Annotated in this window: 16 protein-coding genes and 4 pseudogenes; 3 read left to right on the top strand and 17 right to left on the bottom strand. The window is 73.6% G+C overall.

Annotated elements, in window-relative coordinates:
* Positions 1 to 109: 109 nt before the first annotated feature.
* Complete coding sequence (locus DKT69_RS12395; protein ID WP_109801717.1) at positions 110 to 682, bottom strand: TetR/AcrR family transcriptional regulator; 573 nt, start codon at positions 680 to 682, stop codon at positions 110 to 112.
* 222 nt (positions 683 to 904) lie between these two features.
* On the opposite strand from DKT69_RS12395, the gene DKT69_RS12390 reads away from it, so the two are divergent.
* Positions 905 to 2,239, top strand: coding sequence for a D-arabinono-1,4-lactone oxidase (locus DKT69_RS12390; RefSeq protein WP_109801716.1), 1,335 nt, complete (start codon positions 905 to 907; stop codon positions 2,237 to 2,239).
* Here the strand turns inward: DKT69_RS12390 and DKT69_RS12385 are convergent.
* The 7 genes from DKT69_RS12385 to DKT69_RS12355 all read right to left on the bottom strand — a co-directional run bounded on the left by DKT69_RS12385 (position 2,185) and on the right by DKT69_RS12355 (position 11,456).
* Positions 2,185 to 3,456: a CapA family protein gene (locus DKT69_RS12385; RefSeq protein WP_236647771.1), complete on the bottom strand. Its 1,272-nt coding sequence runs from the start codon at positions 3,454 to 3,456 to the stop codon at positions 2,185 to 2,187. The genes DKT69_RS12390 and DKT69_RS12385 overlap by 55 nt on opposite strands.
* A gap of 81 nt (positions 3,457 to 3,537) precedes the next feature.
* A complete protein-coding gene (gene topA, locus DKT69_RS12380; RefSeq protein WP_109801715.1) occupies positions 3,538 to 6,375 on the bottom strand; it encodes a type I DNA topoisomerase in 2,838 nt (945 codons plus the stop codon).
* A gap of 361 nt (positions 6,376 to 6,736) precedes the next feature.
* Entirely contained in the window at positions 6,737 to 7,348 is a 612-nt protein-coding gene (locus DKT69_RS12375) for a hypothetical protein (RefSeq protein ID WP_109801714.1), read from the bottom strand.
* On the bottom strand, positions 7,339 to 7,878 hold the full coding sequence (locus tag DKT69_RS12370) for a hypothetical protein (protein ID WP_109801713.1): 540 nt from the start codon (positions 7,876 to 7,878) through the stop codon (positions 7,339 to 7,341). The genes DKT69_RS12375 and DKT69_RS12370 overlap by 10 nt, the downstream gene beginning before the upstream one ends.
* Positions 7,879 to 7,994: 116 nt before the next feature.
* Positions 7,995 to 10,349 carry a sodium-translocating pyrophosphatase gene (locus tag DKT69_RS12365; protein ID WP_109801712.1) on the bottom strand — a complete coding sequence of 785 codons (2,355 nt, stop codon included), beginning with the start codon at positions 10,347 to 10,349 and terminating at the stop codon, positions 7,995 to 7,997.
* Positions 10,350 to 10,665: 316 nt separating this feature from the next.
* Entirely contained in the window at positions 10,666 to 11,100 is a 435-nt protein-coding gene (locus tag DKT69_RS12360; RefSeq protein WP_089011583.1) for an ATP-binding protein, read from the bottom strand.
* The gene (locus DKT69_RS12355; RefSeq protein WP_109801711.1) at positions 11,100 to 11,456 is read right to left on the bottom strand and encodes an STAS domain-containing protein; all 357 of its coding nucleotides are present in this window, start codon (positions 11,454 to 11,456) and stop codon (positions 11,100 to 11,102) included. Before DKT69_RS12355 ends, DKT69_RS12360 begins: the two co-directional genes overlap by 1 nt.
* 133 nt (positions 11,457 to 11,589) lie before the next feature.
* On the opposite strand from DKT69_RS12355, the gene DKT69_RS12350 reads away from it, so the two are divergent.
* Together DKT69_RS12350 and DKT69_RS12345 are read left to right on the top strand one after the other, a co-directional pair.
* Positions 11,590 to 14,043 carry a DEAD/DEAH box helicase gene (locus tag DKT69_RS12350; RefSeq protein ID WP_438361829.1) on the top strand — a complete coding sequence of 818 codons (2,454 nt, stop codon included), beginning with the start codon at positions 11,590 to 11,592 and terminating at the stop codon, positions 14,041 to 14,043.
* Between the two features lie 234 nt (positions 14,044 to 14,277).
* A complete protein-coding gene (locus DKT69_RS12345) occupies positions 14,278 to 14,856 on the top strand; it encodes an LURP-one-related family protein (protein ID WP_109801709.1) in 579 nt (192 codons plus the stop codon).
* Positions 14,857 to 14,940: 84 nt separating this feature from the next.
* Here DKT69_RS12345 and DKT69_RS12340 read toward each other — a convergent pair whose 3' ends face one another.
* From DKT69_RS12340 to DKT69_RS41385, 9 genes and pseudogenes are all read right to left on the bottom strand, one after another.
* A complete protein-coding gene (locus DKT69_RS12340; protein ID WP_109801708.1) occupies positions 14,941 to 15,327 on the bottom strand; it encodes an Rv3654c family TadE-like protein in 387 nt (128 codons plus the stop codon).
* The gene (locus DKT69_RS12335; protein WP_109801707.1) at positions 15,324 to 15,725 is read right to left on the bottom strand and encodes a TadE family type IV pilus minor pilin; all 402 of its coding nucleotides are present in this window, start codon (positions 15,723 to 15,725) and stop codon (positions 15,324 to 15,326) included. Before DKT69_RS12335 ends, DKT69_RS12340 begins: the two co-directional genes overlap by 4 nt.
* The gene (locus tag DKT69_RS12330) at positions 15,722 to 15,889 is read right to left on the bottom strand and encodes a DUF4244 domain-containing protein (RefSeq protein WP_076470820.1); all 168 of its coding nucleotides are present in this window, start codon (positions 15,887 to 15,889) and stop codon (positions 15,722 to 15,724) included. Before DKT69_RS12330 ends, DKT69_RS12335 begins: the two co-directional genes overlap by 4 nt.
* 21 nt (positions 15,890 to 15,910) lie before the next feature.
* Positions 15,911 to 16,652: pseudogene (locus DKT69_RS12325) on the bottom strand (type II secretion system F family protein).
* Positions 16,652 to 17,692, bottom strand: a complete 1,041-nt coding sequence (locus tag DKT69_RS41050) for a type II secretion system F family protein (RefSeq protein ID WP_368666240.1) — start codon at positions 17,690 to 17,692, stop codon at positions 16,652 to 16,654. The pseudogene DKT69_RS12325 and the gene DKT69_RS41050 overlap by 1 nt, the downstream one beginning before the upstream one ends.
* 422 nt (positions 17,693 to 18,114) lie before the next feature.
* Positions 18,115 to 19,327, bottom strand: a pseudogene (locus DKT69_RS12315) (TadA family conjugal transfer-associated ATPase).
* Positions 19,324 to 20,425 (bottom strand): annotated as a pseudogene (gene ssd / locus DKT69_RS12310) (septum site-determining protein Ssd). The pseudogenes DKT69_RS12315 and ssd overlap by 4 nt, the downstream one beginning before the upstream one ends.
* A gap of 151 nt (positions 20,426 to 20,576) precedes the next feature.
* Positions 20,577 to 21,275, bottom strand: a complete 699-nt coding sequence (locus tag DKT69_RS12305) for a VanZ family protein (protein ID WP_109801706.1) — start codon at positions 21,273 to 21,275, stop codon at positions 20,577 to 20,579.
* Between the two features lie 525 nt (positions 21,276 to 21,800).
* Positions 21,801 to 21,919: pseudogene (locus tag DKT69_RS41385) on the bottom strand (IS30 family transposase); the annotation flags it as partial.

Here is a 21,919-nt window from a genome sequence, read left to right as displayed (position 1 = left end):
CTGTTCCCGCCCCGGTCGCACCCCGGACGGGTTGCCGTCGAGCCACCCGGTCGCACCCGGACTCTGCGCTGGCCGCCGGCCGACGCACCACGGATCGGCGGCGCCGTGCTCAGTTCGGCTGAGTGGCCTCGCTCCGGGCGTCGACCTGGCGGTGCAGGTACTCCCGGATCAGCGCCTTGGCCTCGGCCAGCACCCGCTCGTCGCCCTCGGGGACGCGACGGAACGCCAGCTTGATCAAGGAGTCGGCGGCCTCCACCGCGATCTCCAGGTGGAACCGGAGATCGGGCGCGTCGAGGCCGAAACGCTCGGTCAGCACCCGGGCCAACTGGTCGGCGATCACGCCGTTGTTGTCCCGCTGCTCATCGAGCAGGTGCAGGTCGACCACGTCGCCGAAGTGCAGGGTACGGAATCCGGGGACCGTGCGGTGCATCGTGATGTACTCGTCGATCCCCGCGTCGACGCCGTCCCACCAGTGGGTCAGGTCGTCGGAGGCGAACCGCTCGTCGAGCCGCTGGAGGTAGGACTCCATCGTGCGCAGGGTCAACGCCTGCACGATCGCCCGCTTGTCCGGAAAGAACTGGTAGACCGACCCGATCGCCACCTCGGCGCGCTCGGCGAGCAGGGTCGTGGTCAGTCCCTCGTACCCCACCTCGTCGACGAGCTCGGCGCAGGCGTCCAGCATTCGCTGGACCCGCGCGACACTTCGACCCTGCACCGGTACGCGGCGCAGCGGCCCGGTCGTGGCGGCTGGTGTGGACACTCGCCACCCCCCTTCGACGGATGAACATATCTGCACGTCACTGGACTGTGACTACCGGTACAACGAACGGGGCTCGATTGCGGTATTTACCAGGCACAACGTTCCTGATATGAAGTCAGTTCATATTCATTTCGAGGAGCGTCCATGCCCGGTACGCCACCCACCTGGTCCAACTGGGCCGGCAACCAGCACAGCACGGCCACCGCCATCCTGCGCCCTCGGAGCGTCGAGCACATCGCCGAGGCGGTCCGGTCCGCGGCCGCGGCGGGCCGACGGATCCGGGCGGTGGGCAGCGGCCACTCGTTCACCGGCGCCACCCTCACCGACGGGGACCGCCTCGAACTGGCCGAACTGGACACCGGCGTCACCGTCGACACCGCCCGGCGGCTGGTCACCGTGCCGGCCGGGATGACCCTGCACGCCCTCAACGACCTGCTCGCCCGGCACGGCCTGGCGCTGCCCAACCTCGGCGACATCGACGCCCAGACCGTCGCCGGCGCGCTCTCCACCGGCACCCACGGCACCGGCGCCCGCCTCGGCTGCCTGTCCACCTTCGTCACGGCGTTGACCCTGGTCACCGGCACCGGCGAGGTGCTGCGCTGCTCCGCCGACGAGCACCGGGACGTCTTCGCCGCCGCCCGGGTCGGCCTCGGCGCCGTCGGCGTCCTGGCCGAGGTCACCCTGCGCTGCGTCGACGCCTTCGTGCTCCGCGCGCACGAGCGCCCGGCGCCGCTGGACGCGGTGCTCGCCGAACTGCCGGCCCTCATCGATGGGCACGACCACGCCGAGTTCTACTGGTTCCCGTACACCTCCCGGGTGCAGGTCAAGACCAACGACCGGGTGCCGGCCGACGACCGGCCGCTGCCCCGGTGGCGCGGCTGGCTGGACGACGAGTTCCTGGCCAACACCGTGTTCGCCGGCGCCTGCCGGCTCGGCCGCGCCGTGCCGGCGCTGGCCCCGGGCATCAGCGCGGTCTCCGCCCGGGCGCTCACCGAACGCACCTACACCGGCCGCTCCGACCAGGTCTTCTGCACCCCGCGCCGGGTCCGCTTCGTGGAGATGGAGTACGCCCTGCCGCGCGCCGTCCTGCCCACCGCGCTCGACGCGCTCCGGCGGATCATCGACGGGCTCCCGTTCAAGGTGCTCTTCCCCGTCGAGGTCCGCTTCACCGCCGCCGACGACATCTGGCTGTCCCACGGGTACGGCCGCGACTCCGCGTACGTCGCCATCCACCAGTACGTCGGGGCGCCCTACGAGCCGTATTTCCGGGCGTTCGAGGAGGTGGCCACCGAACTGGGCGGTCGCCCGCACTGGGGCAAGCTGCACTGGCGCGCCGCGGCCGACCTCGCCCCCGCCTACCCCAGGTTCGCGGACTTCCTCGCCGTCCGCGACCGCCTGGACCCCGACCGCCGCTTCGCCAACGACTACCTCGACCGGGTCCTCGGCGACGGCGCTCCGCCGCCCGGCGCCACCAGCTGATCCGGGCCGGCGCCGAGGGCCCGGACGTAGTCGAGCACCCGCTCGTACGCCGCCCGGTAGTCGTCCCGCACGCCCGCCGCGGTGGCGGGGTCGGCCAGCGCCGCGGTGAGATCGACCAGCCGGAGGTCCGGTGCGAGGTCGGTCCAGGTGGGCAGCGCCTCCATCCGGGTCACCGTCCAGCGCCCGGGGGCGGTCTCGGTGAAGGTCGCCCGGGCCATCACACCCTCGCGGTTGTCGTCGACCGGCTCGGCATGCCGGGCCAGCTCGTTCCCCATCCCGAAGACCACCCACTTGTCGCCGAAGCGCTGGAACGGCTGCACCGCGTGGGCGTGGTGCCCCAGGATGAGGTCCACGTCGGGCGAGGAGATCAACTGCTGCGCCCAGGCCCGCTGGTCGGCGTCCGGCAGGTGCTGGTACTCCGTACCCCAGTGCAGGCTGAGCACGACGATGTCGGCGCCGGCGGCCCGCGCCCGGTGGGCGGCGGCGAGGATCTCGGGCGGGTCGATGAGGTTGGCCAGCCACGGCTGGCCCGGTGGGCGGCTCAGCCCGTTGAAGTTCAGGCTGTAGGCCAGGTGGGCGATGCGGACGTCGCCCACCCGGTAGATCCGCGGCGTGGCGGCTTCGGCGGCGCTCCGGGCGCTGCCGGTGTGGCCCAGCCCGGCGGCGTCGAGCGCCCGGACCGTCCGGGCCACCCCGTCGGCGCCCTGGTCGAGGGTGTGGTTGGAGGCGGTGGAACAGCCGTCGAAGCCGGCGGAGCGCACCCCGTCGAGGACCTGCGGGGGCGCGTTGAACGACGGATAACCGGAGAACGGGCCGCCGGCATCGGCCAGCGGCGTCTCCAGGTGGCACAGCGCGAGGTCGGCTCCGGCGACCGCCGGGGCGACCCCGGCGAACATCGGGGCGAAGTCCAGAGCACCCGGCCGTCCGGTCCGGTCGGCGTCCCGGCGCGCCTGGGCGGTCACCTCCGGATGGACCAGCACGTCGCCCGCGGCGACGACCCGCACCACCCGCCGGCCGGCGGGATCCCCGGCCGGCACGGGCGACGACCCGGGGGCGAGGGTCTGCCGGTGGACCGGTGACTCGATGGTGTCCGCCGGCGCGGGTCCGCCCGCGTCCACCGCCCGGAAACCGACCACGGCGGCGGCGAGCAGCAGCGCTCCCGCCAGCGCGCCGAGCAGCACCCGGCGGCGCGTGGCGACGGCGACGGCGACGAACATTCCCTCACGTTAGGGAGCAGCCATCAGCGCCCTACGGCCAAACCGGGCATGTCAGCCGTTAGGGACAGCGGCCGGCGACCGTCACTCCTCGACGGGGCTGGCGGCGGCTGCCTTCTTCGGCGCCGCCTTCCTGGCCGGGGCCTTCTTCGCCGCGGTCGCCTTGGCGGTGGTGGTCTTCTTGGCGGCCGTCGACTTGGCGGCCGCGGCGGTCTTCTTCGCCGCGGTCTTCTTGGCCGGGGCGGCCTTCTTCGCCGCCGCCTTCTTCTTCGGCGCCGGCCCCTTGGCCCGCTTCTCCGCGAGCATCTCGGAGGCCTCTTCCAGGGTCAGCGCCTCCGGGGTCTGGGCCCGCCGCAGGGACGCGTTGGTCTCCCCGTCAGTGACGTACGGCCCGAACCGGCCGTCCTTGATGACCAGCGGCTTCTCGGTGAGCGGGTCGTTGCCCATCTCGCGCAGCGGGGGCGCCGCCGCCCGACGCTGGCCCTTCTTCGGGGCGGCCAGCAGGGCCAGGGCCTCGTCCAGCGTGACGGTGAACATCTTCTCTTCCGAGTCCAGCGAGCGGAACTCGTCACCGCGCTTGACGTACGGGCCGTAGCGGCCGTTGTTGGCGAAGACCTCCACGCCGTCCGGGGCGACGCCGACCAGCCGGGGCAGGCTGAGCAGCTTCAGCGCCTCGTCGAGGGTGAGCGAGTCCGGCGTCTGCGAGCGCAGCAGCGACGACTTCCGCTCGCCGCTGGCCACGTACGGGCCGAACCGGCCGGACTTGAGCAGGATCGGCTCGCCGGTCGTCGGGTCGTCGCCGAGCTTGCGCTCGCCGCCGCCGCCGAGGAAGAGCTCGTGCACCTTCTCCGGGGTCAGCTCGTCGGGGGCCAGCCCCTCGGGGATCGGGGCCCGGTCGCCCTGGCCGCCGCCCTCCTCGCCCTCCGCCGGGGCCGCCGGCTGCTCGCCGGGCACCGCCCGCTGGAGGTACGGCCCGTACCGGCCGACCCGGACGACGACCTCACGCCCCTCGTCGTCGGTGAAGAGCGGGATCGAGTTGACGCTGCGCGCGTCGATCTCGCTGAGGTTCTCGGTGACCAGCTTCTTGAGTCCGCCCGCGTGGGCGATGGCCCGATCGCCGGTGCCGTTGGTGCTGCCGAAGTAGAAGGAGGTGAGGAAGTCGACGGCGGCGTGCTCCCCGCCGGCGATCTCGTCCAGCTCGTTCTCCATGCTGGCGGTGAAGTCGTAGTCGATCAGGCGCGGGTAGTGCCGCTCCAGCAGCCCGATCACCGCGAACGCCAGGAAGGTGGGGATCATCGCCTGGCCGCGCTTGGTCACGTAGCCGCGGTCCTGGATGGTCTGCATGATCGACGCGTACGTCGACGGGCGGCCGATGCCCAGCTCCTCCAGCGCCTTGACCAGGGACGCCTCGGTGTAGCGCGACGGCGGCTGGGTGTGGTGCCCCTGCGCGGCCAGCTCCTCAGCGGTCAGCGGCTGGTCCTTGACCAGGGTGGGCAGCCGGCGCTCGGCGTCCTCGGCCTCGGCGTTCTCGTCGTCGCTGGACTCGACGTAGGCGCGGAGGAAGCCCGGGTCGGTGATGGTCTTGCCGGTGGCGCCGAAGTCGGCCTCCTCGGCCGAGGAGGTGACCGCGCGGATGCGCACCGAGACGCTGGAGCCGACCGCGTCGGTCATCTGCGAGGCGATGGTGCGCCGCCAGATCAGCTCGTAGAGCTTGAACTCCTCGGCCGACAGCTCCTTGGCCACCTCGCCCGGGGTGCGGAAGTTGTCCCCCGCCGGGCGGATCGCCTCGTGCGCCTCCTGCGCGTTCTTCACCTTGCCGGTGTAGCGGCGCGGCTCCGGCGGCACGCTGCGCTCGCCGTACAGCTCGACGATCTGCCGGCGGGCCGCCGCGATGGCGGTCTCCGACAGGTTCACCGAGTCGGTACGCATGTAGGTGATGTAGCCGTTCTCGTACAGCCGCTGCGCGGTGCGCATCGTCTGCTGCGACGACAACCGCAGCTTGCGGGCCGCCTCCTGCTGCAGCGTGGAGGTGATGAACGGCGCGTACGGGCGGCGGCGGTAGGGCTTCTCCTCGACCCGGGTGACCGTGAACGGCCGCCCCGCCAGCCGGGCGGCGAGACCCCTGGCCCCGCCCTCGTCGAGGTGCACCACGCCGGCCCCGGCCCGCACCCGGCCCGTGGTCGGCTCGAAGTCCTTGCCGGTGGCGATCCGGTCGCCGTTCAGCGCGATCAGGGTGGCGTTGAAGGTGCGCGGCCCCTCGCCGGCGTTCGCGACGGCCAGCGTGGCCAGGATGTCCCAGTACTCGGCGGTGCGGAAGGCCATCCGCTGGCGCTCCCGCTCGACCACGATCCGGGTCGCCACGGACTGCACCCGGCCCGCCGAGAGCTTCGGCATGACCTTCTTCCACAGCACCGGGGAGACTTCGTAGCCGTACAGCCGGTCGAGGATGCGGCGGGCCTCCTGCGCGTCGACCAGGTCCCGGTCGATCTCGCGCGGGTTGGCCACGGCGGCCTGGATCGCCGGCTTGGTGATCTCGTGGAAGACCATCCGCTTGACCGGCACCTTGGGCTTGAGGGTCTCCACCAGGTGCCAGGCGATCGCCTCGCCCTCGCGGTCCTCATCCGTCGCCAGGAAGATCTCGTCGACCTCCTTGGCCAGCTTCACCAGCTTGCTGATCTGCTGCTTCCGGTCGGCGGAGACCACGTAGAGGGCGTGGAAGCCGTTGTCGACGTCCACCCCGAGCCGGGCCCACGGCTCACCCTTGTACTTGGCCGGCACGTCGGCGGCGTTGCGCGGGAGGTCCCGGACGTGGCCGAAGCTGGCCTCCACGACGTATCCCGGGCCGAGGTAGCCCGAGATCGTCTTGGCCTTCGCCGGTGACTCGACGATGACCAGACGGGTGGTTCCAGCGTTGCTCGGCACGTCTCTCTCCGACCTCACTCCTGCTCCATGCCCGTTTCGGGCCGTGTTGCACCGGCCGGACCACCGCCGGTCCGGATGTCCAACGTAACGCGCCGGCCGCGTTTCGGGTTTCGCGGGCGGCAAACCGGTCGGTACGTGGCGGCCGCCGGCCCGGCCACGCGGAGACTCCCGCCGGACGGCGCCACCGTACACCGCGAGTGGGGCGGGGAGCGGGCCACTGTGACGATCACGGACCCTCGGCCGAGGCGTCACCGGTCCGTTTTCCTGGACAAACCGCCGGGCGGGCGGTGTCCGAGATCGGACAGCCGACGGGGGTTGCGGGCCCGGCGCGACGGCCGCCCGGACCCCACCCCGGGCGGGCTCAGGCTGCGCCGCCGGGCCAGTCCGCCGCGGGCGCGGCGGGTGGCCGGTCACCCACCAGCTCGGCCAGCCGGGCGAGCCGCCGCCGTCCGGTGATCCGGTACGCCGGCCCGCCCGCCCCCGGGTCGAGGAGCGCCCCGGCCAGGCCGCCCGCGGCCAGCGCCGCCCGCACCTGCGGCCAGCAGGACTGGTCTCCGGCGCCGAGCCGGAGCAGGAAGCCGGGTGGGTCGGCGGCCCCGGCGGCGGCGAGCCACAGCCGCAGCCGGCGCCCGTTGAGGTGGAACCCGGCCGGCGGTCGCTTCCCGGCGCCACGCAACCAGGCCACCGCGAGCGGGGCCAGCGTGCTGGCGTACGCGGTGCGGACCAGGTGCCGGCCGTCCTCGGTCGGCTCCCAGCTCGCCGGCACCCCGCGCGCGGCCAGCTCGGCCACCAGCACGTGCACCCGCCAGGCGGCGTCGACCACCACCGACAGCCGGGCCGTCCCGCCCATCCGCACCACCTCCGCCGGCCCGGCGAGCAGGCCCGCCAGGTCCGCCAGGGACGGGTCGGCCGCCTCGGTGGAGAACAGCGAGAGCTGCCGGACCGGATCGGGGGAGGGTGGCGTCAGCGACACTCCGGGACCTCGTCGAAGGCCTGTTTGAGTTCGGTGGAGCTGAGCTTGCCGGTGTCCAGCGCGCTCGCGTCGTACTCCTTGTTGAGCGTCTCCACCGCGGCCCGGACCCCATCGTAGAAGGCCTTGGCCTCCCCGGTGTCCAGTCCGTCGATGGTGTCCCGGGCCCGACCGTAGGCGTCCCGGACCTTGCTCAGCGAGGCCCGGAAGCCGGCGGAGATCTCCGCGCCGTGGTCGGTCTCCGGCACCCCGGCCTGCTCGACCTTGCGGCGGGCGGTCTCGCTGGCCTGCTCGGCGCCCGCGAAGAGCCGGACCAGGTTCTCCTTGGCCTGCGCCGGGGTGGTCTGCGCGGTCATCTGCTGCTGGGTGCTGCTGGTCAGCTTGTTGATCTCGGCGCGCCACGGGGTGAGCGCCTCGCAGACCGAGGCGGCCCAGACCCGGGGGCTCGGACCGCCGCAGCCGGCGAGGACGAGGGCGAGCGTGGCCAGCACCACCGTGAGCTTTCCGGCGGTTGCCGCCCGGCGCGTACGCATGCGAAGCAGCGTACGGCCTTCCGGTGGAACTGCCACCGGTCAGGTTTCACCGATGGACGGGAGCAGGACGGTTCCCGGCCGGCGTCCGCCGACCGGGAACCGCTGCCGGCCGCCCCTCAGGCGTTGACCGGCTCCGGACGCTCCTCCTGGCTGCCCGCGCCGGCGTCGGTGCCGGTGTCCGCCATCGCGACGCCCTTGCGCTTGCTGAACACCACGGCCGCCACGATGATCAGCGCGGCGACCACGGCGAGCGTCACCCGCAGCGGGGTGTTCCGGTCGTCGCCCACGCTCCAGGCCACCACGGCCGGCGCGATCAGCAGCGAGACCAGGTTCATCACCTTGATCAGCGGGTTGATCGCCGGGCCGGCGGTGTCCTTGAACGGGTCGCCGACGGTGTCACCGATGACGGTCGCGGCGTGCGAGTCGGAGCCCTTGCCGCCGTACGCGCCGTCCTCGACCAGCTTCTTCGCGTTGTCCCAGGCGCCACCGGAGTTGGCCAGGAAGACCGCCATCAGCGTGCCCGCCCCGATCGCACCGGCCAGGTAGGACGCCAGCGCGCCCGGGCCGAGGCCGAAGCCGACCGCGATCGGCGCCAGGATGGCCAGCAGGCCGGGGGTCATCAGCTCGCGCTGCGCGTCCCGGGTGCAGATGTCGACCACCTTGCCGTACTCGGGGCGCTGGGTGCGGTCCATGATCCCGGGCAGCTCGCGGAACTGCCGGCGGACCTCCATCACGACCGCGCCGGCCGACCGCGAGACCGCGTTGATGGCCAGGCCGGAGAAGAGGAAGACCACCGCCGCGCCGATGATCAGGCCGACCAGGTTGCGCGGGTTGGCCACGTTCAGCGCGTTCAGGATCTCGGCCCCGGCGTCGCCGACCCCCGCGTCCTCGTACGAGCTGCGCAGCGTGTCGGTGTACGAGCCGAACAGCGCGGTCGCCGCGAGGACCGCGGTTGCGATCGCGATGCCCTTGGTGATCGCCTTGGTGGTGTTGCCGACCGCGTCCAGCTCGGTCAGCGTGCGCGCGCCGTGCTCGTCGATGTCGCCGGACATCTCCGCGATGCCCTGGGCGTTGTCGGAGATCGGGCCGAAGGTGTCCATCGCGACGATCACGCCGACGGTGGTGAGCAGGCCGGTACCGGCCAGCGCGACCGCGAAGAGCGAGAGCGTGATGGAGCTGCCGCCGAGCAGGAACGCGCCGAACACACCCGCGCCGATCAGCAGCGCGGAGTAGACCGCGGACTCCAGGCCGATGCTGATGCCGGCGAGGATGACGGTGGCCGCACCGGTCTGCGAGCTCTTGCCGATGTCCTGCACCGGGCGCCGGTTGGTCTCGGTGAAGTAGCCGGTCAGCGCCTGGATCGCGGCGGCCAGCACGATACCGATGATCACCGCGCCGATGGCCACCAGCCGCGGGTTCCGGTCGACGTCGATCAGGCCACCCTCCAGCTCGGCGAAGGTCGCCGGCAGGTAGGCGTAGGCGGCGATCGCCACCAGCACCGCGGAGAGCACCGCCGAGATGTAGAAGGCCCGGTTGATCGCGGTCAGGCCGTTGCGGTCGCTGGCGCGCAGCCGGGTGATGAAGACGCCGACAATCGCGACCAGCACGCCGATGGTGGAGATGATCAGCGGGAAGACCAGGCCGTCCTCGCCGAACGCGGCCCGGCCCAGGATCAGCGCGGCGACCAGGGTGACCGCGTACGACTCGAAGAGGTCGGCGGCCATACCGGCGCAGTCGCCGACGTTGTCGCCGACGTTGTCGGCGATGGTGGCGGCGTTGCGCGGGTCGTCCTCGGGGATGCCCTGCTCGACCTTGCCGACCAGGTCGGCGCCGACGTCGGCGGCCTTGGTGAAGATGCCGCCGCCGACCCGCATGAACATGGCGAGCAGCGCGGCGCCGAAGCCGAAGCCCTCCAGCACGGTCGGCGCGTCGCCCCGGAAGAGAATGACGACCAGCGCCGCACCGAAGAGGCCGAGGCCGACGGTGAGGAAGCCGACCACGCCGCCGGTCCGGAAGGCGATCTTCATGGCGCCCTCGCGGCCGCCTTCGCGCTCCCGGGCCGCCGCGGCGACCCGCAGGTTGGCGCGGGTGGCCAGCCACATGCCGGCGCCGCCGATGAACGCGCTGAACAGGGCACCCACCACGAAGAAGGCCGACCGGCCGATCTTCACCAGGGTCTGGTTGCCGTCGGTGTCGTGCACCGGCAGCAGGAAGAGCAGCACGACGGCGATCACCACGAAGATCGCCAGGGTCCGGAACTGCCGCAGCAGGTACGCCGAAGCGCCCTCCTGCACCGCCCCGGAGATCTCCTGCATGTTGGTGGTGCCCTTACCGGCTGCCAGCACGGCCTTGGTCAAGGCGGCGGCGAAGACGAGCGCCACCAGCGCGATGACCGCGGCGATGACGACGTACGTCGTGTTGGCTCCGGTAAGGGACAGTGCGCCGCCGTCGGCGGCCAAGGTCCCGGACATCTATGTCCTCCTGTACCGAACACTCGCGCCGGCCGTGGAGACGCACGGGCCGACGCCTGGATGCGAACTCGCCAGCGCGCCAACCCACCACCGCGGACCAGCGATGAACACCCATTCCCGCTGGCTGCGGGACGGGTCACTTGCTGACAACCCGGGTACTGTAGCCCTCCGCAGTGTTGGAGGTCACACCGAGGGGGCACCCTGTCTCGATGATCTTCGTGACTGTGTTACGAGGAAAAATCTGATATATGGGCCGACCAGCACGACGAGGCCGCGCTCCCGAGCGGGAACGCGGCCTGCGGGACGAACTGTCAGGTCAGCGGCCGACCGGCCACACCATCCGGACCTCGGTGCCGATGCCCTCGTCGACCGGGCGGACCTGGAGATCCTCGACGAAGCCGGCGAGCAGGGCGAAGCCGACGCCGGTGGTCAGCGCGTCCTCGCTGAGCGACTCCTTGGCCAACTCGTCCGGGGGCAGCGCGGCCAGGCCGATGCCCGCCTCGATCGGGGCCCGGTCCACCACCCGCACCGAGTACGCCCCGGAGTCCGACATCTCCACCAGCACCGGATCGTGCAGGCCGTACTGCCGGTGCAGGGCCACCGCCCGGGTGCACGCCTCACCGATGGCCAGGCGCACCTCGTCCAGCAGGTCCTCGCGTACCCCGGCCCGGCGGGCCACCGCGACGCCGACCAGGCGGGCGGTGCGCACGTGCACCGGGGCGGGCGAGAACGAGAGCTTGACGGTCGCCATCACGCGCTGGCGCCGGTCGGGTCGGCGCTGATCGCCGCGTCGACCGTGGGGTGCAGCGGGAAGACCTGGTCCAGCGCGGTGATCCGGAAGATCTTGAGCAGCGGCTCCTTGTCGCAGACCAGGGCGAACGAGCCATCCGCCGAGCGGAGCCGCTTGAGGGCCCCGACCAGCACGCCGAGCCCGGTCGAGTCGAGGAAGTCCACCCGGCCCAGGTCCACCACGACCCGGCGGGTCCCGCCGTCGATCAGTTCCAGGAGCCGTTCCCGCAGCCGCGGCGCGGTGTAGACGTCCACCTCACCGCCGACCTCGAGCACCGTGTGCTCCCCCACGGTGCGGGTCGCCAGCGACAGCTCCATCGGTCCTCCTCGTAGACTCTCCTGGGCATCTAACCATCCCGCCCACCAGACCCCTGCCGGGTCACCGGCGAAGGCTCCCCATACCCACCGCCCCGGGTTCCCAATTCCGAACACCAGTGCGAGAGTGCAGGACGTGACCTCCGCCGCCACCGTATCCGCAGGCACCGGCCCCGGGCGACCGCCGGCCGAGCTGCTGCGTCGGCTACGCGCGCGGCACACCGCCGACCCGGTCACCCACGTCGAGCGGGTGCCGGCCAGCACCGGCGAGCCGGCACCCTGGCCGGCCTGGGCCCCAGCGGAACTGCGGGCGGCGTTCGCCCGCCGCGGCGTGGTCGCCCCCTGGCGGCACCAGGCCGAGGCCGCCGAGCTGGCGTACGCCGGGCAGCACGTCGTGGTGGCCACCGGCACCGCGTCCGGCAAGTCGCTGGCGTACCAGCTCCCCGCGCTGAGCACCCTGCTCGCCGACCCGCGCGCCACCGTGCTCTACCTGGCGCCGACCAAGGCGCTCGCCGCCGACCAGTTACGCGCCGTCGCCGGCCTGGAACTCGACGGGGTACGCCCCGCCTGCTACGACGGGGACACCCCGCGCGCCGAGCGGGAGTGGATCCGCCGGCACTCCCGGTTCGTGCTGACCAACCCGGACATGCTGCACCACGGCATCCTGCCCGGGCACGCCCACTGGTCCGGCTTCCTGCGCCGGCTGGCGTACGTGGTCATCGACGAGTGCCACACCTACCGCGGCGTGTTCGGCTCGCACGTGGCGCACGTGCTGCGCCGGCTGCGCCGGCAGTGCGCCCGCTTCGGTCGTACCCCCGTCTTCGTGCTGGCCTCGGCGACGTCGGGTGACCCGGCGACGGCGGCCGGGCGGCTCACCGGCCTGCCGGTGGCCGCCGTCACCGAGGACACGTCCCCGCGCGGCGGGGTGACCTTCGCGCTCTGGGAGCCGCCGCTGCTGCCTCGTGATCCCGCGTCCGAGGCCGTGGACCTCGCGCCGGTCCGGCGTTCGGCGCTGCGGGAGACCGCCGACCTGCTCGCCGACAGCGTCGCCGAGGGGGTACGCACCCTCGCCTTCATCCGCTCTCGCAAGGGCGCCGAGGTGGTCGCCGCGACCGCCCGGCGTGCCCTGGACGAAGCGGTCCCCGGGCTCGGCGACCGGGTGGCCGCCTACCGGGCCGGCTACCTGCGCGAGGAACGACGCGAGCTGGAACGGGCCCTGCTGCACGGCGACCTGCTCGGCCTCGCCTCCACCAACGCCCTCGAACTCGGCGTCGACCTGGTCGGGCTCGACGCCGTGCTGATCTGCGGCTGGCCCGGCACCCGGGCGTCGCTCTGGCAGCAGGCCGGCCGGGCCGGCCGCTCCGGCGACGAGGCCCTGGCCGTGCTGGTGGCCCGGGACGACCCACTCGACACCTACCTGGTCCACCACCCGGAGGCGCTGTTCGGCCGGCCCGTCGAGGCGACCGTGCTCGACCCGGCCAACCCGTACGTCCTCGCCCCGCAGCTCGCCTGCGCCGCGGCCGAGGCCCCGCTCACCCCGGCCGACCTGGAACTGTTCGGCGACGGCGCGAAGGAGGCGGTCGACTCGCTCGTCGAGGCCGGCGCGCTGCGGCAGCGGCCCACCGGCTGGTACTGGCGGCATCGGGAACGCCCCGACGTCGACCTGCGCGGCGAGGGCGGCGCACCGGTCTGCGTGGTCGAGGCGTCCACCGGGCGGCTGCTCGGCACCGTCGACGGCGGCTCGTCGCACTTCCTCATCCACCCCGGCGCGGTCTACCTGCACCAGGGCGTCTCGTACGTGGTCGACTCGCTCGACCTGGCCGACGGGTGCGCGCTGGTGCACGCCGAGGAGCCGGACTGGTCCACCCACGCCCGCGACGTCACCTCGCTGTCGGTGGTGTCGGTCCGGTCGTACGTGGACGCCGGGCCGCTCGGGCTCTTCCTCGGCGAGGTCGACGTGACCAGCCAGGTCGTGTCGTACCAGCGCCGTCGGATCGCCTCCGGCGAGGTGATCGACACCCGGCCGCTGGGCCTGCCCGCCCGGGAGCTGCGTACCGTCGCGGTCTGGTTCACGCTCTCGCCCGAGTCGCTGGCCGCCGCCGGAGTGGAGGCCGCCGACATTCCGGGTGCGCTGCACGCCGCCGAGCACGCCGCGATCGGCCTGCTGCCGCTGATGGCCACCTGCGACCGCTGGGACATCGGCGGGCTCTCCACCGCCGTGCACCCCGACACCGAAGCGCCCACCGTCTTCGTCTACGACGGGCACCCCGGCGGAGCCGGTTTCGCCGAGCGGGCGTACGGGACGGCGGCGGCCTGGCTCCGCGCCACCCGCGACGCGATCGCCGAGTGCGGCTGCGAGTCGGGCTGCCCGTCCTGCGTGCAGTCCCCGAAGTGCGGCAACGGCAACAACCCGCTGTCCAAGTCCGACGCGGTGCGGGTCCTCGACGTGGTCCTCGCCAACCTGCCTTCCGAGGACGACGATCCGGCGGGCGTCGCCTCCGCACTGCCGATGTCGCCCGACGGCGACGCCCCGGTGGCGCCGGCTCCCGCCCTGCCGCGGCAGGACGAGCGGGTCCTCGACCACCCTTAGCGCGACGACCGACGCGACCTGGCCGCCTCGCGGCGTGCTCGGGGCTCGCGGGCGGGGTGATCGACTCGGCTTCGGCGATGTCGCGGTGTCCGGCGTGCCGGAAAGGGCCACCTCGCCGTTGTGGCAGCCGTCCCGGCTGACCAGGTGCGCCTGGGCGATGAAGGCGACCATCGAGGGCGGACGCTGAGGGCCCGGCTGTGCGAGACTCCGGCGTTACCCCTCGAAGGAGATCGCATGCAGCTCGACACCTTGCAGACCCAGCACCAGTTCTTCATCCGCCAGCGGATCCGGATGATGGTCAACCAGTACGAGGTCCGCGCGGTGGCGCCGGACGGTTCGGAGGGCGAGCTGCTCGCGTTCGCGCAGCAGAAGCGGCTCGCCTTCAAGGAGCAGGTGACCATCTACACCGACGACTCCAAGCAGACCCCGCTGCTCGGCTTCAAGGCCCGTCAGCGGCTCGACCTCGGCGCCACGTACGACGTGACCGACCACGCCGGCAACCCGATCGGGCTGTTCCGCAAGGACTTCGCCCAGTCGCTGCTGCGGTCGACGTGGCACGTTGAACAGGCCGGCCTGCCGCAGATCACGGGCCAGGAGCGGAGCCTGCCGGTGGCGCTGCTGCGCCGCTTCGTCGACTCGCTGTCCTGGCTGCCGTACCACTTCGACTTCGTCGCCGGGGGTCAGCCGGTGTTCTCGGTCGTCAAGAAGTGGGGCCTGCGCGACCGGTACGTGGTGGAGATCCAGAACCCGCAGATCGACCGGCGACTCGTCATCGCCATGGCGGTCGGCCTGGACGCCCTCCAGTCCCGCTGAGCCGTAATCGGTCCGGGGCGCGGCAGCTCGCCGCGCCCCGACCGACCCGGCCCGTGGGCGGCCCGGCGGGCCGACCCGGAGCGGTCAGCCTCGGATCGGGCCGGCCCGGGAGGTCGCCGTGGCGGTGCGGGTCAGCCAGGGCAACGGCGTGACCGTGACCTCCGCCGTGACCAGCACGTCCATCCCGTCGAGACGGCACGCGGAGAGCCGCGCGGCGTTCAGGCCGACCAGTTTCCCGGCCGTCCCGCAGGCCGCCGCCTCCCCTTCGAGTGCCCGGCCGGCGCCGGCGAGCGCCCCGAAGTCCGCCGCTACCCGGGCCTGCTGCCGGGCCGTCCGGGCGGCGCCGAGCGCCGCGCCGAACAGACCTACCAGGACGAACACCAGCCCCACGGCGAGCAAACAGATCGTGGCGCCGCCGCGATCCGTGTCCGCGCCGGCCCGGTTCGCCCGGGACGCGCCTACCGCCGTCACGGTCGTGGTGCCGGGGCACCGGGTTCGACGGCGGCGATCGCGGTGGCGGACACCGTGATCCGGGGCAGCCGCGCCCCCAGGGTGCGGACCGGGACGCGGACCGTGGCGGAGACGCGATCGCCGAAGACGGTGACCGCGACGTCCGCGCCGGGCGGTGCGTACCGGGCACCGGTGGCCGTTCCGTTCTCGCCCCGGGAGGCGGCGAGCGCAGCCTCCCGGGCGGCGTCCAGGCAACCGCTCCTCGTGGTCACCGCGTTGACGGCGGTGAGGCCGGTGAGCAGCAGCAGGACCAGCGCCGGCAGGCCGGCCGCCAGCTCGGCGGTGAACGAGCCACGTTCCGACCCGACGGTCCGCTGCCCGGCCGACGATCGGTGGCCGGCCGGCCGGCGCCCGGTCACTTCAGTGCCCGGTCGATGACGGCGGTGAGCGCGGACTGCACGTTGCCGGAGGTGAGCACCTTGAGCAGGATGCCGGCGAAGGCCACCGCGGCGAGCGTGCCCACGGCGTACTCGGCGGTGTTCATCCCGGCATCGCCGCGCAGGCGGGCGAGGAGTTTCCGCATCTCGTTTCCCTTCTTGTGGGTTCAGAGCACGTCGCCGAGGACGGCGACGATCACCGGCATCAGACCGGCGAGAATGAAGGCGGGCAGGAAGCAGAGCCCGAGCGGCAGCACGATGAGCACGCCCGCCCGGCGGGCCGCCGCCTCGGCCGCGGTGGATCGGTCGGCCCGCAGGTCGTCGGCGAGACGGGTGAGCGCGCCGGCCAGCGCGGCCCCGCTGTTGGACGAGCGGAGCGCGGCCGCCACCAGCCGGTCCGCATCGGGCACGGGGAGCAGTTGCGACCACGCCTCCGCCGGCTCGCCACCGAGCAGCAGTGTCCGGCCGACCTGGCCGAGCCGGTCGGCCATCGGCCCACCCAACGCCTCGGCGACCGCCAGCACCGACCGGTCGACCGGCGCTCCGGCGCGGAGGGCCGCCGCGAGCAGGTCGGCGGCGAGCGGCAGATCGGCGATCTCGCGCAGTCGCCGGTCCCGGACGGCGCGCGGCTCGATCCGACGGAGCAGGCGATCCGCCGCGAGTCCGGCCAGCATCCCGACGAGCAGGCCGGCCCAGCCGCCGACGACGGTTGCGGCGGCCACACCGGCGAGCCCGGCGCCGAGCCGGGTCCGATCGGGCCACCACGCCGGCCGCCCGCTCAGCCCCGCCCTCTGACGATCGGTCCAGCCGGCGAAGACGTCGGCCTGGTCGAACGATCGGCGAGCCGGCCACGATCACAAGCAGCGCCGCCCCGACCAGGCAGGACGCCGCGAACGCCTGCCGGGGCATCAGCCAACCCGCCCCGGGGCCGCGCCGAGCCGTTCCGCCCACAACAGGCCGCCGACCTGCAGTCCGACGGCGGCGACCGCGCTGGCGCCACCGACCGGCGTGTGCAGCAGCACCGCGACGGGGTCGACCCCGATGGCGTACCCGAGCCCGATGCCGCCGAGCGGCAGCGCGGCGAGCAGCCAGGCCGTGGCCCGCGCACCGGCGGCCTGGGCGGCAGCCGCGGCCAGCCCACGGTCGGCCGCCCGGGCATCGGCCTCGATTCGCTCCAGGAGTTCGGCGAGGGGAGCTCCGGTGCGGTCGGCCAGCCGCACGGCAGCCCGGGCCAGCTCGGCGACCCGCGCCGGCCCGTCCGGGCGGTCGGGGACCGAGGCTTCCGGCGACCGGGCGGGCCCACCGGGATCGGCTGCGACGCGGCGACCGGCGCTATCGGGAAGGGCCGGCGCCAGGCCGTCCACGAGCGGCGGCGGGCCGGCAACCGCAGCCCGGGTCGCGAGCGCTTCCCCAGACGTCGCCAGCACCGGGTTCAGCGCCGGCTGCGCGGGCACGGGCCCGTCGAGAGCCGCCTGCCCGGGCAACGCCTCGCCGGCCCGCGACCGCCCAGGCAACGTGTCCCCGAACGCCGATCCCCCGGCGGCCGGACCGCCGACCCCTACCGACCCCGACGCCGGAGCGCCGAGCCCTGCCGAGCCCGGCCCCGAACCCTCGAACGTCACGGAGCCCGACCCCGGACCGTCGAACGTCACGAATCCTGGCCCTGGCCGCCCGAGTGCCACCGAGCCCAACAGCGGATCCCCGAATGTCGACAACCTCGGCAGCGGACCGCGGAGCGCGGCCGTCACCGGCAACCCGGCCCGCAGGTCGGCGGCGAGGCCGCCGAGCTGGTCCAGGCTCTGCCGTCGGGCCCGCTGCGCGTGCCGTCCGGCGTGACGGCGCAGGACGGCACGCACCCCCAGCGCGCCGTAGGCCGCGAGAACAACCGCGGCCACCGGGCCGGCCAACCCACCACCGATCCCACCGCCCACCACGGCGGCCAGCAGCACCGTTCGCCTCGGCGCGGATGCCCCGATCCGCCGGGGACGGCGTCCGCCCCCAGCTGCGCCCGATCGGGCAGCCGCCCGCCGGACGAGCGTCGCGACGGGGCGGAGGTCGTCGGGAAACGCGGCTGCCGGACGACGCGGGTCCCGGCGACCGGGCGGCCTGGTCGGGAAGGACCGCCCGGCGACCCCGGCCGGGGCACCGCGACGAACCACCGCAGGCCCCGTCGACAGCCGCCCGTGGCTCGACCGACACCTGGCGACGAGGGAGGCCGGAACGTAGACGGCAATCGGCGGCGGACCACCGGGAGCCGACCGCGACGGAGCGCCGAAGACGGCGCGACGCCGAGCCCGGCCTCTTCACAGCGGCCAGGCGACCACCGCCGCGGCCGTGACCAGGAACGCGGTCACCAGCCAGGCCGGGCCGTTCACGACGGGCCCGCCGAGCCGGGCCAGACCGCGCAGAGGATCGGCGGTACGTCGACCCCGCGCTCCCGCAGCAGCGCCCCGAGCGCCCGAGCGGCGAGGCCGAGGCCACGACCACGTACCCAGGCCGGCACCACGGTCACCAGTCGCTCCGGCCCCTCGGGCACCAGCAGGCTGATCGACTCCAGCAGGCGGCCCTCGCTGCCGCGACGGACCTGGAGCAGCACCTGCAGTGCCGCCGCGACCTGAGCGTGCAGCGCGGCCCGGGGCAGACCGCCGAGCAGACCGAGCGCCTCGAGCCGGGCCGGTACGTCCGTCGGGGCGTTGGCGTGCAGCGTCCCCGCTCCACCATCATGGCCGGTGTTCAGGGCAGCGAGCAGGTCCACCACCTCGCCACCCCGGCACTCGCCCACCACCAGCCGGTCCGGGCGCATCCGTAACGCCTGCCGGACCAGGTCGCTCAGTCCCACCGCGCCCGTGCCCTCCACATTCGACGTACGCGCCTGGAGGCCGATCACGTGCGGGTGCACCGGGCGCAGTTCGGCGGCGTCCTCGACCAGCACGATTCGCTCGGTCGTCGGCACCAGCCCGAGCAGCGTGTTGAGCAGGGTGGTCTTGCCCGAACCGGTGCCCCCGGTGACCAGGTACGCCAGCCGGGCCGCCACGACGGCGGCGAGGACCGGTGCCACCGGCCGGGGCACGGTGCCCTGCCGGACCAGTTCCTCGAGGGTGAACGGCCGTTGCCGGAAGGTCCGCAGGGAGAGGTACGGCCCGTCGGTCGCCACCGGCGGCAGCACGGCGTGCAGCCGGGTGCCGTCGGGCAGTCGAGCGTCCGCGCACGGGGAGGGCGTCGTCAAGCCGGCGCCCGGCGGCCGCCGTGAGGCGCTGCGCGAGCCGGCGTACGTCCTCGACGGAGCCGATCGGTACCGCCACCTGGCGCAGCCCCTGCCCACGGTCGACCCAGACCCGGGTGCCGTTCACCAGCACGTCGGTCACCTGCGGGTCGGCCAGCAACGGAGCGAGCGGGCCGGCGCCGACCAGGTCATCGTGCACTCGGTCGGCGATGCGCAGCAGGGCGGTGTCACCGAGCACGGCGGCGCTCGGCTCGGCGCGTACGGCGGAGACGATGGCGGCGGGGGTGACCGGAGTGGCCGCGGCGGCGAACCGGCGCCGGACGCGGGCCGCCAGCTCGCCGGAGTCGAGGGGGCCGGTCATGCCGCACCGGTGGCGGGCACGCCGGTCAGCTCGCCGACGATCCGCTGGCAGAGCGCGGCGAGCGGTCCCTTCCCGCCCGCCGCGGGCGCCTCACCCCGCTCCAGCCCGCGACAGAGCCCGGGCTCGGGGCGGAGAGTGCCGGCGAGCGGCAGGTCGAGTGCCCGGGCCACCTCGGTGGCCTTCAGCCGGCCCGGGGCCGGGCCGCGCACGATCACCGCCAGGTCGGCGCAGTGCGGGGCGGCTGTGGCGACCACCCGGGCTGCGGCGGCGGTGGCCCGCAGCTCGGCCGGTACGACCACCAGGGCCCGGTCCGCCGCCTGCAACGCCACGACCGATGCGTCGTCGAGTTGCCGGGGCAGGTCGACGACCACGACGTCCCGGCCCCGGCGAGCGGCGTCGACCGTGGCGGCCATCGCCTCGGCGGGCAGATGCAGCAGGTCGCCACGATCCCAGGAGAGCACGACCAGGTCACCCCGGCTGGGCAGGGCCCGGACGAGCGAGGGTGGGTCGACCCGCCCGTCGGTGCCGGTGAGTCCGGGCCAGCGCAGGCCTTCCATCTGTTCCCAGCCGAGCACCAGGTCCAGCCCGCCGCCGAGCGGGTCGGCGTCGACCAGGAGGGTGCGCAGTCGGGCTCGGGCGGCGGTGACCGCGAGGCCGCCGGCGAGCACGCTGGCACCCGCGCCGCCCCGCCCGCCGAGCACCGCGACCATCCGTGCGGCGCCACCGCTGGCCGGGTCCAGCACGCACTCGGCGAACCGGTCGACCAGCCACGGCTCGGCGGCGGGCAGCGTGGCCACGTGCTCGGCCCCGATCAGCTCGGCGATCTCCGCGCCCGTCGAGGTGACCGGAGCGGCCCACCAGCACCGTCCGAGGCCGGCGCGGCAGCCGAGCCCGCAGGCAGGCCTGAGCCTGGTCACTGCCCACCAGCACGAGCGGCGCCGGCAGCCAGCGGGCGCGGGCTGCGGCGGGGTCGGCGGCGAGCTCGACCTCGGTGCCACCGGCTGCGGCGAGCCGGAGCAGCTCGTCGAGCAGGTCGCCGTCGGCGGTGACCAGCAGGGGAAGGCGGCGGTGCGGTGGGAGCGGGGTACGGGGCGGCATGGCGGCCTCCAGCGGTCGGGCTCGAACGTGCTGCCGTCGAGCCTGCTGACCGCCGGACCGGCCCGCCGCCTCACCTCGGTCGCCTGTGGACAAGTTTGACCGCTGTGGACAGCCCCCGGCGCTGTTTCTGATCTGCTATGGACGGACCGCCTCATGAACGTTTAACCGGGAACGCCTCCGGCGTCGGATCGCTCTCCGCGGTGCGCCACCAGTGGCGCGACGCGAGCCCGGCCAGCACGGCGCCGGCGGCGTTGACCAGCACGTCGTCGACGGAGGACACCCGGTCCAGCCGCAGCACGTACTGTGCGGTTTCGACCAGGGCCGAGCAGCCTGCCCCGAGCGCCAGGATCCGCGGCACGGACGCCAGCACCGCGAACCTCATAGGGGCGAAAAACCCTAGCGCCGCGAAGATCAGCAGGTTGCCGCCGATCCCGACGGGCCCCATCGTGAGCAGGTCCCGCAGCGGGATCAGGCTCACCCGGCCTGGGACGGTGCCGGCCCCCGGTCCCGGCATCATGGTGATCCATACGAGCGGTACCGTCCCGTAGACCAGGCCCATCTCGGCCAGCGACATCCGCCACGCCGATGTGCCACCGGTGGCACGCCGAAAGCGCGCCAGAGCCCACACCACCAGAGCAGCCAACGGCAGCCCCACCAGCATCATGAGCAGCACACCGTTCTCCGTGTCGTAGCAGCCGTGCCACCGCCCGGCCATGCACCTCGGAGCGGACATCAGAAGCGGTCGCCGCACGGCGAACGCGACGCTCGCCACGCCGATGACCGCCAGGCTCAGGAGCACGGTCCTGCGCGTGCGGCGGGTCGGTGCTGACAGGGATGCGCTGTGGTTCATGTGCCCATCTAATCGGTAGGGCTGTTGCGGTGGCGTAAGCACTCTCGATACGCCCGCAATACACACCCGCGACCAACCCGCCCGGTGTGGCGGCGCACTTAATTCGGCAGATCCGGATGGCGAGCGGCAGCTCCAGCCGTCACGCTGCGTGCCGCGCGGATCGCGGCATGTGCGTGCGTTGCCTCTGGTTACCCTCACTGAGATGAACGATGTCGAGCACCCGAGCGAGCGCCTTGTCGAACAGCGCCTGCGGAATCGGGCGATGGAAGCGCTGGAGATAGCAAGGGGGACAACGGTGTCCGAGAAATCGGCTTGGTGGAGTATGTCGAGCAGTTCTTCGACATCATCGACGACGACGGGCCGTGGCATTGGCGGGAATGGACCAGCTTCACACCACATGAGGTTCAGGCTCTCGCCGAGGTCCAGCGGCTACTCCGGGCTGCTTGCACAGCGACGCCGGACGCCCAATCCGAGGACCAGTTCATTGGCTCCGGCTGGCCGACCAGAGTCCAGCCGAGGGCGGGTTCAGCTGGTGGAAGCATTCGCCTCGACGAGTTCGGTGAATATCTCGGAGGGCTTCTTCCAACCGTGGATCTTACGCGGTCGGTTGTTGATCTCGGAAGCGACCATCGCGAGGTATTTCG

The sequence above is a fragment of the Micromonospora sicca genome, assembly GCF_003172935.1.
GTDB lineage: Bacteria > Actinomycetota > Actinomycetes > Mycobacteriales > Micromonosporaceae > Micromonospora > Micromonospora sicca.
Note: the sequence above shows the minus strand (reverse complement) of the source record. Positions and strands in the feature narration are given on the sequence as shown.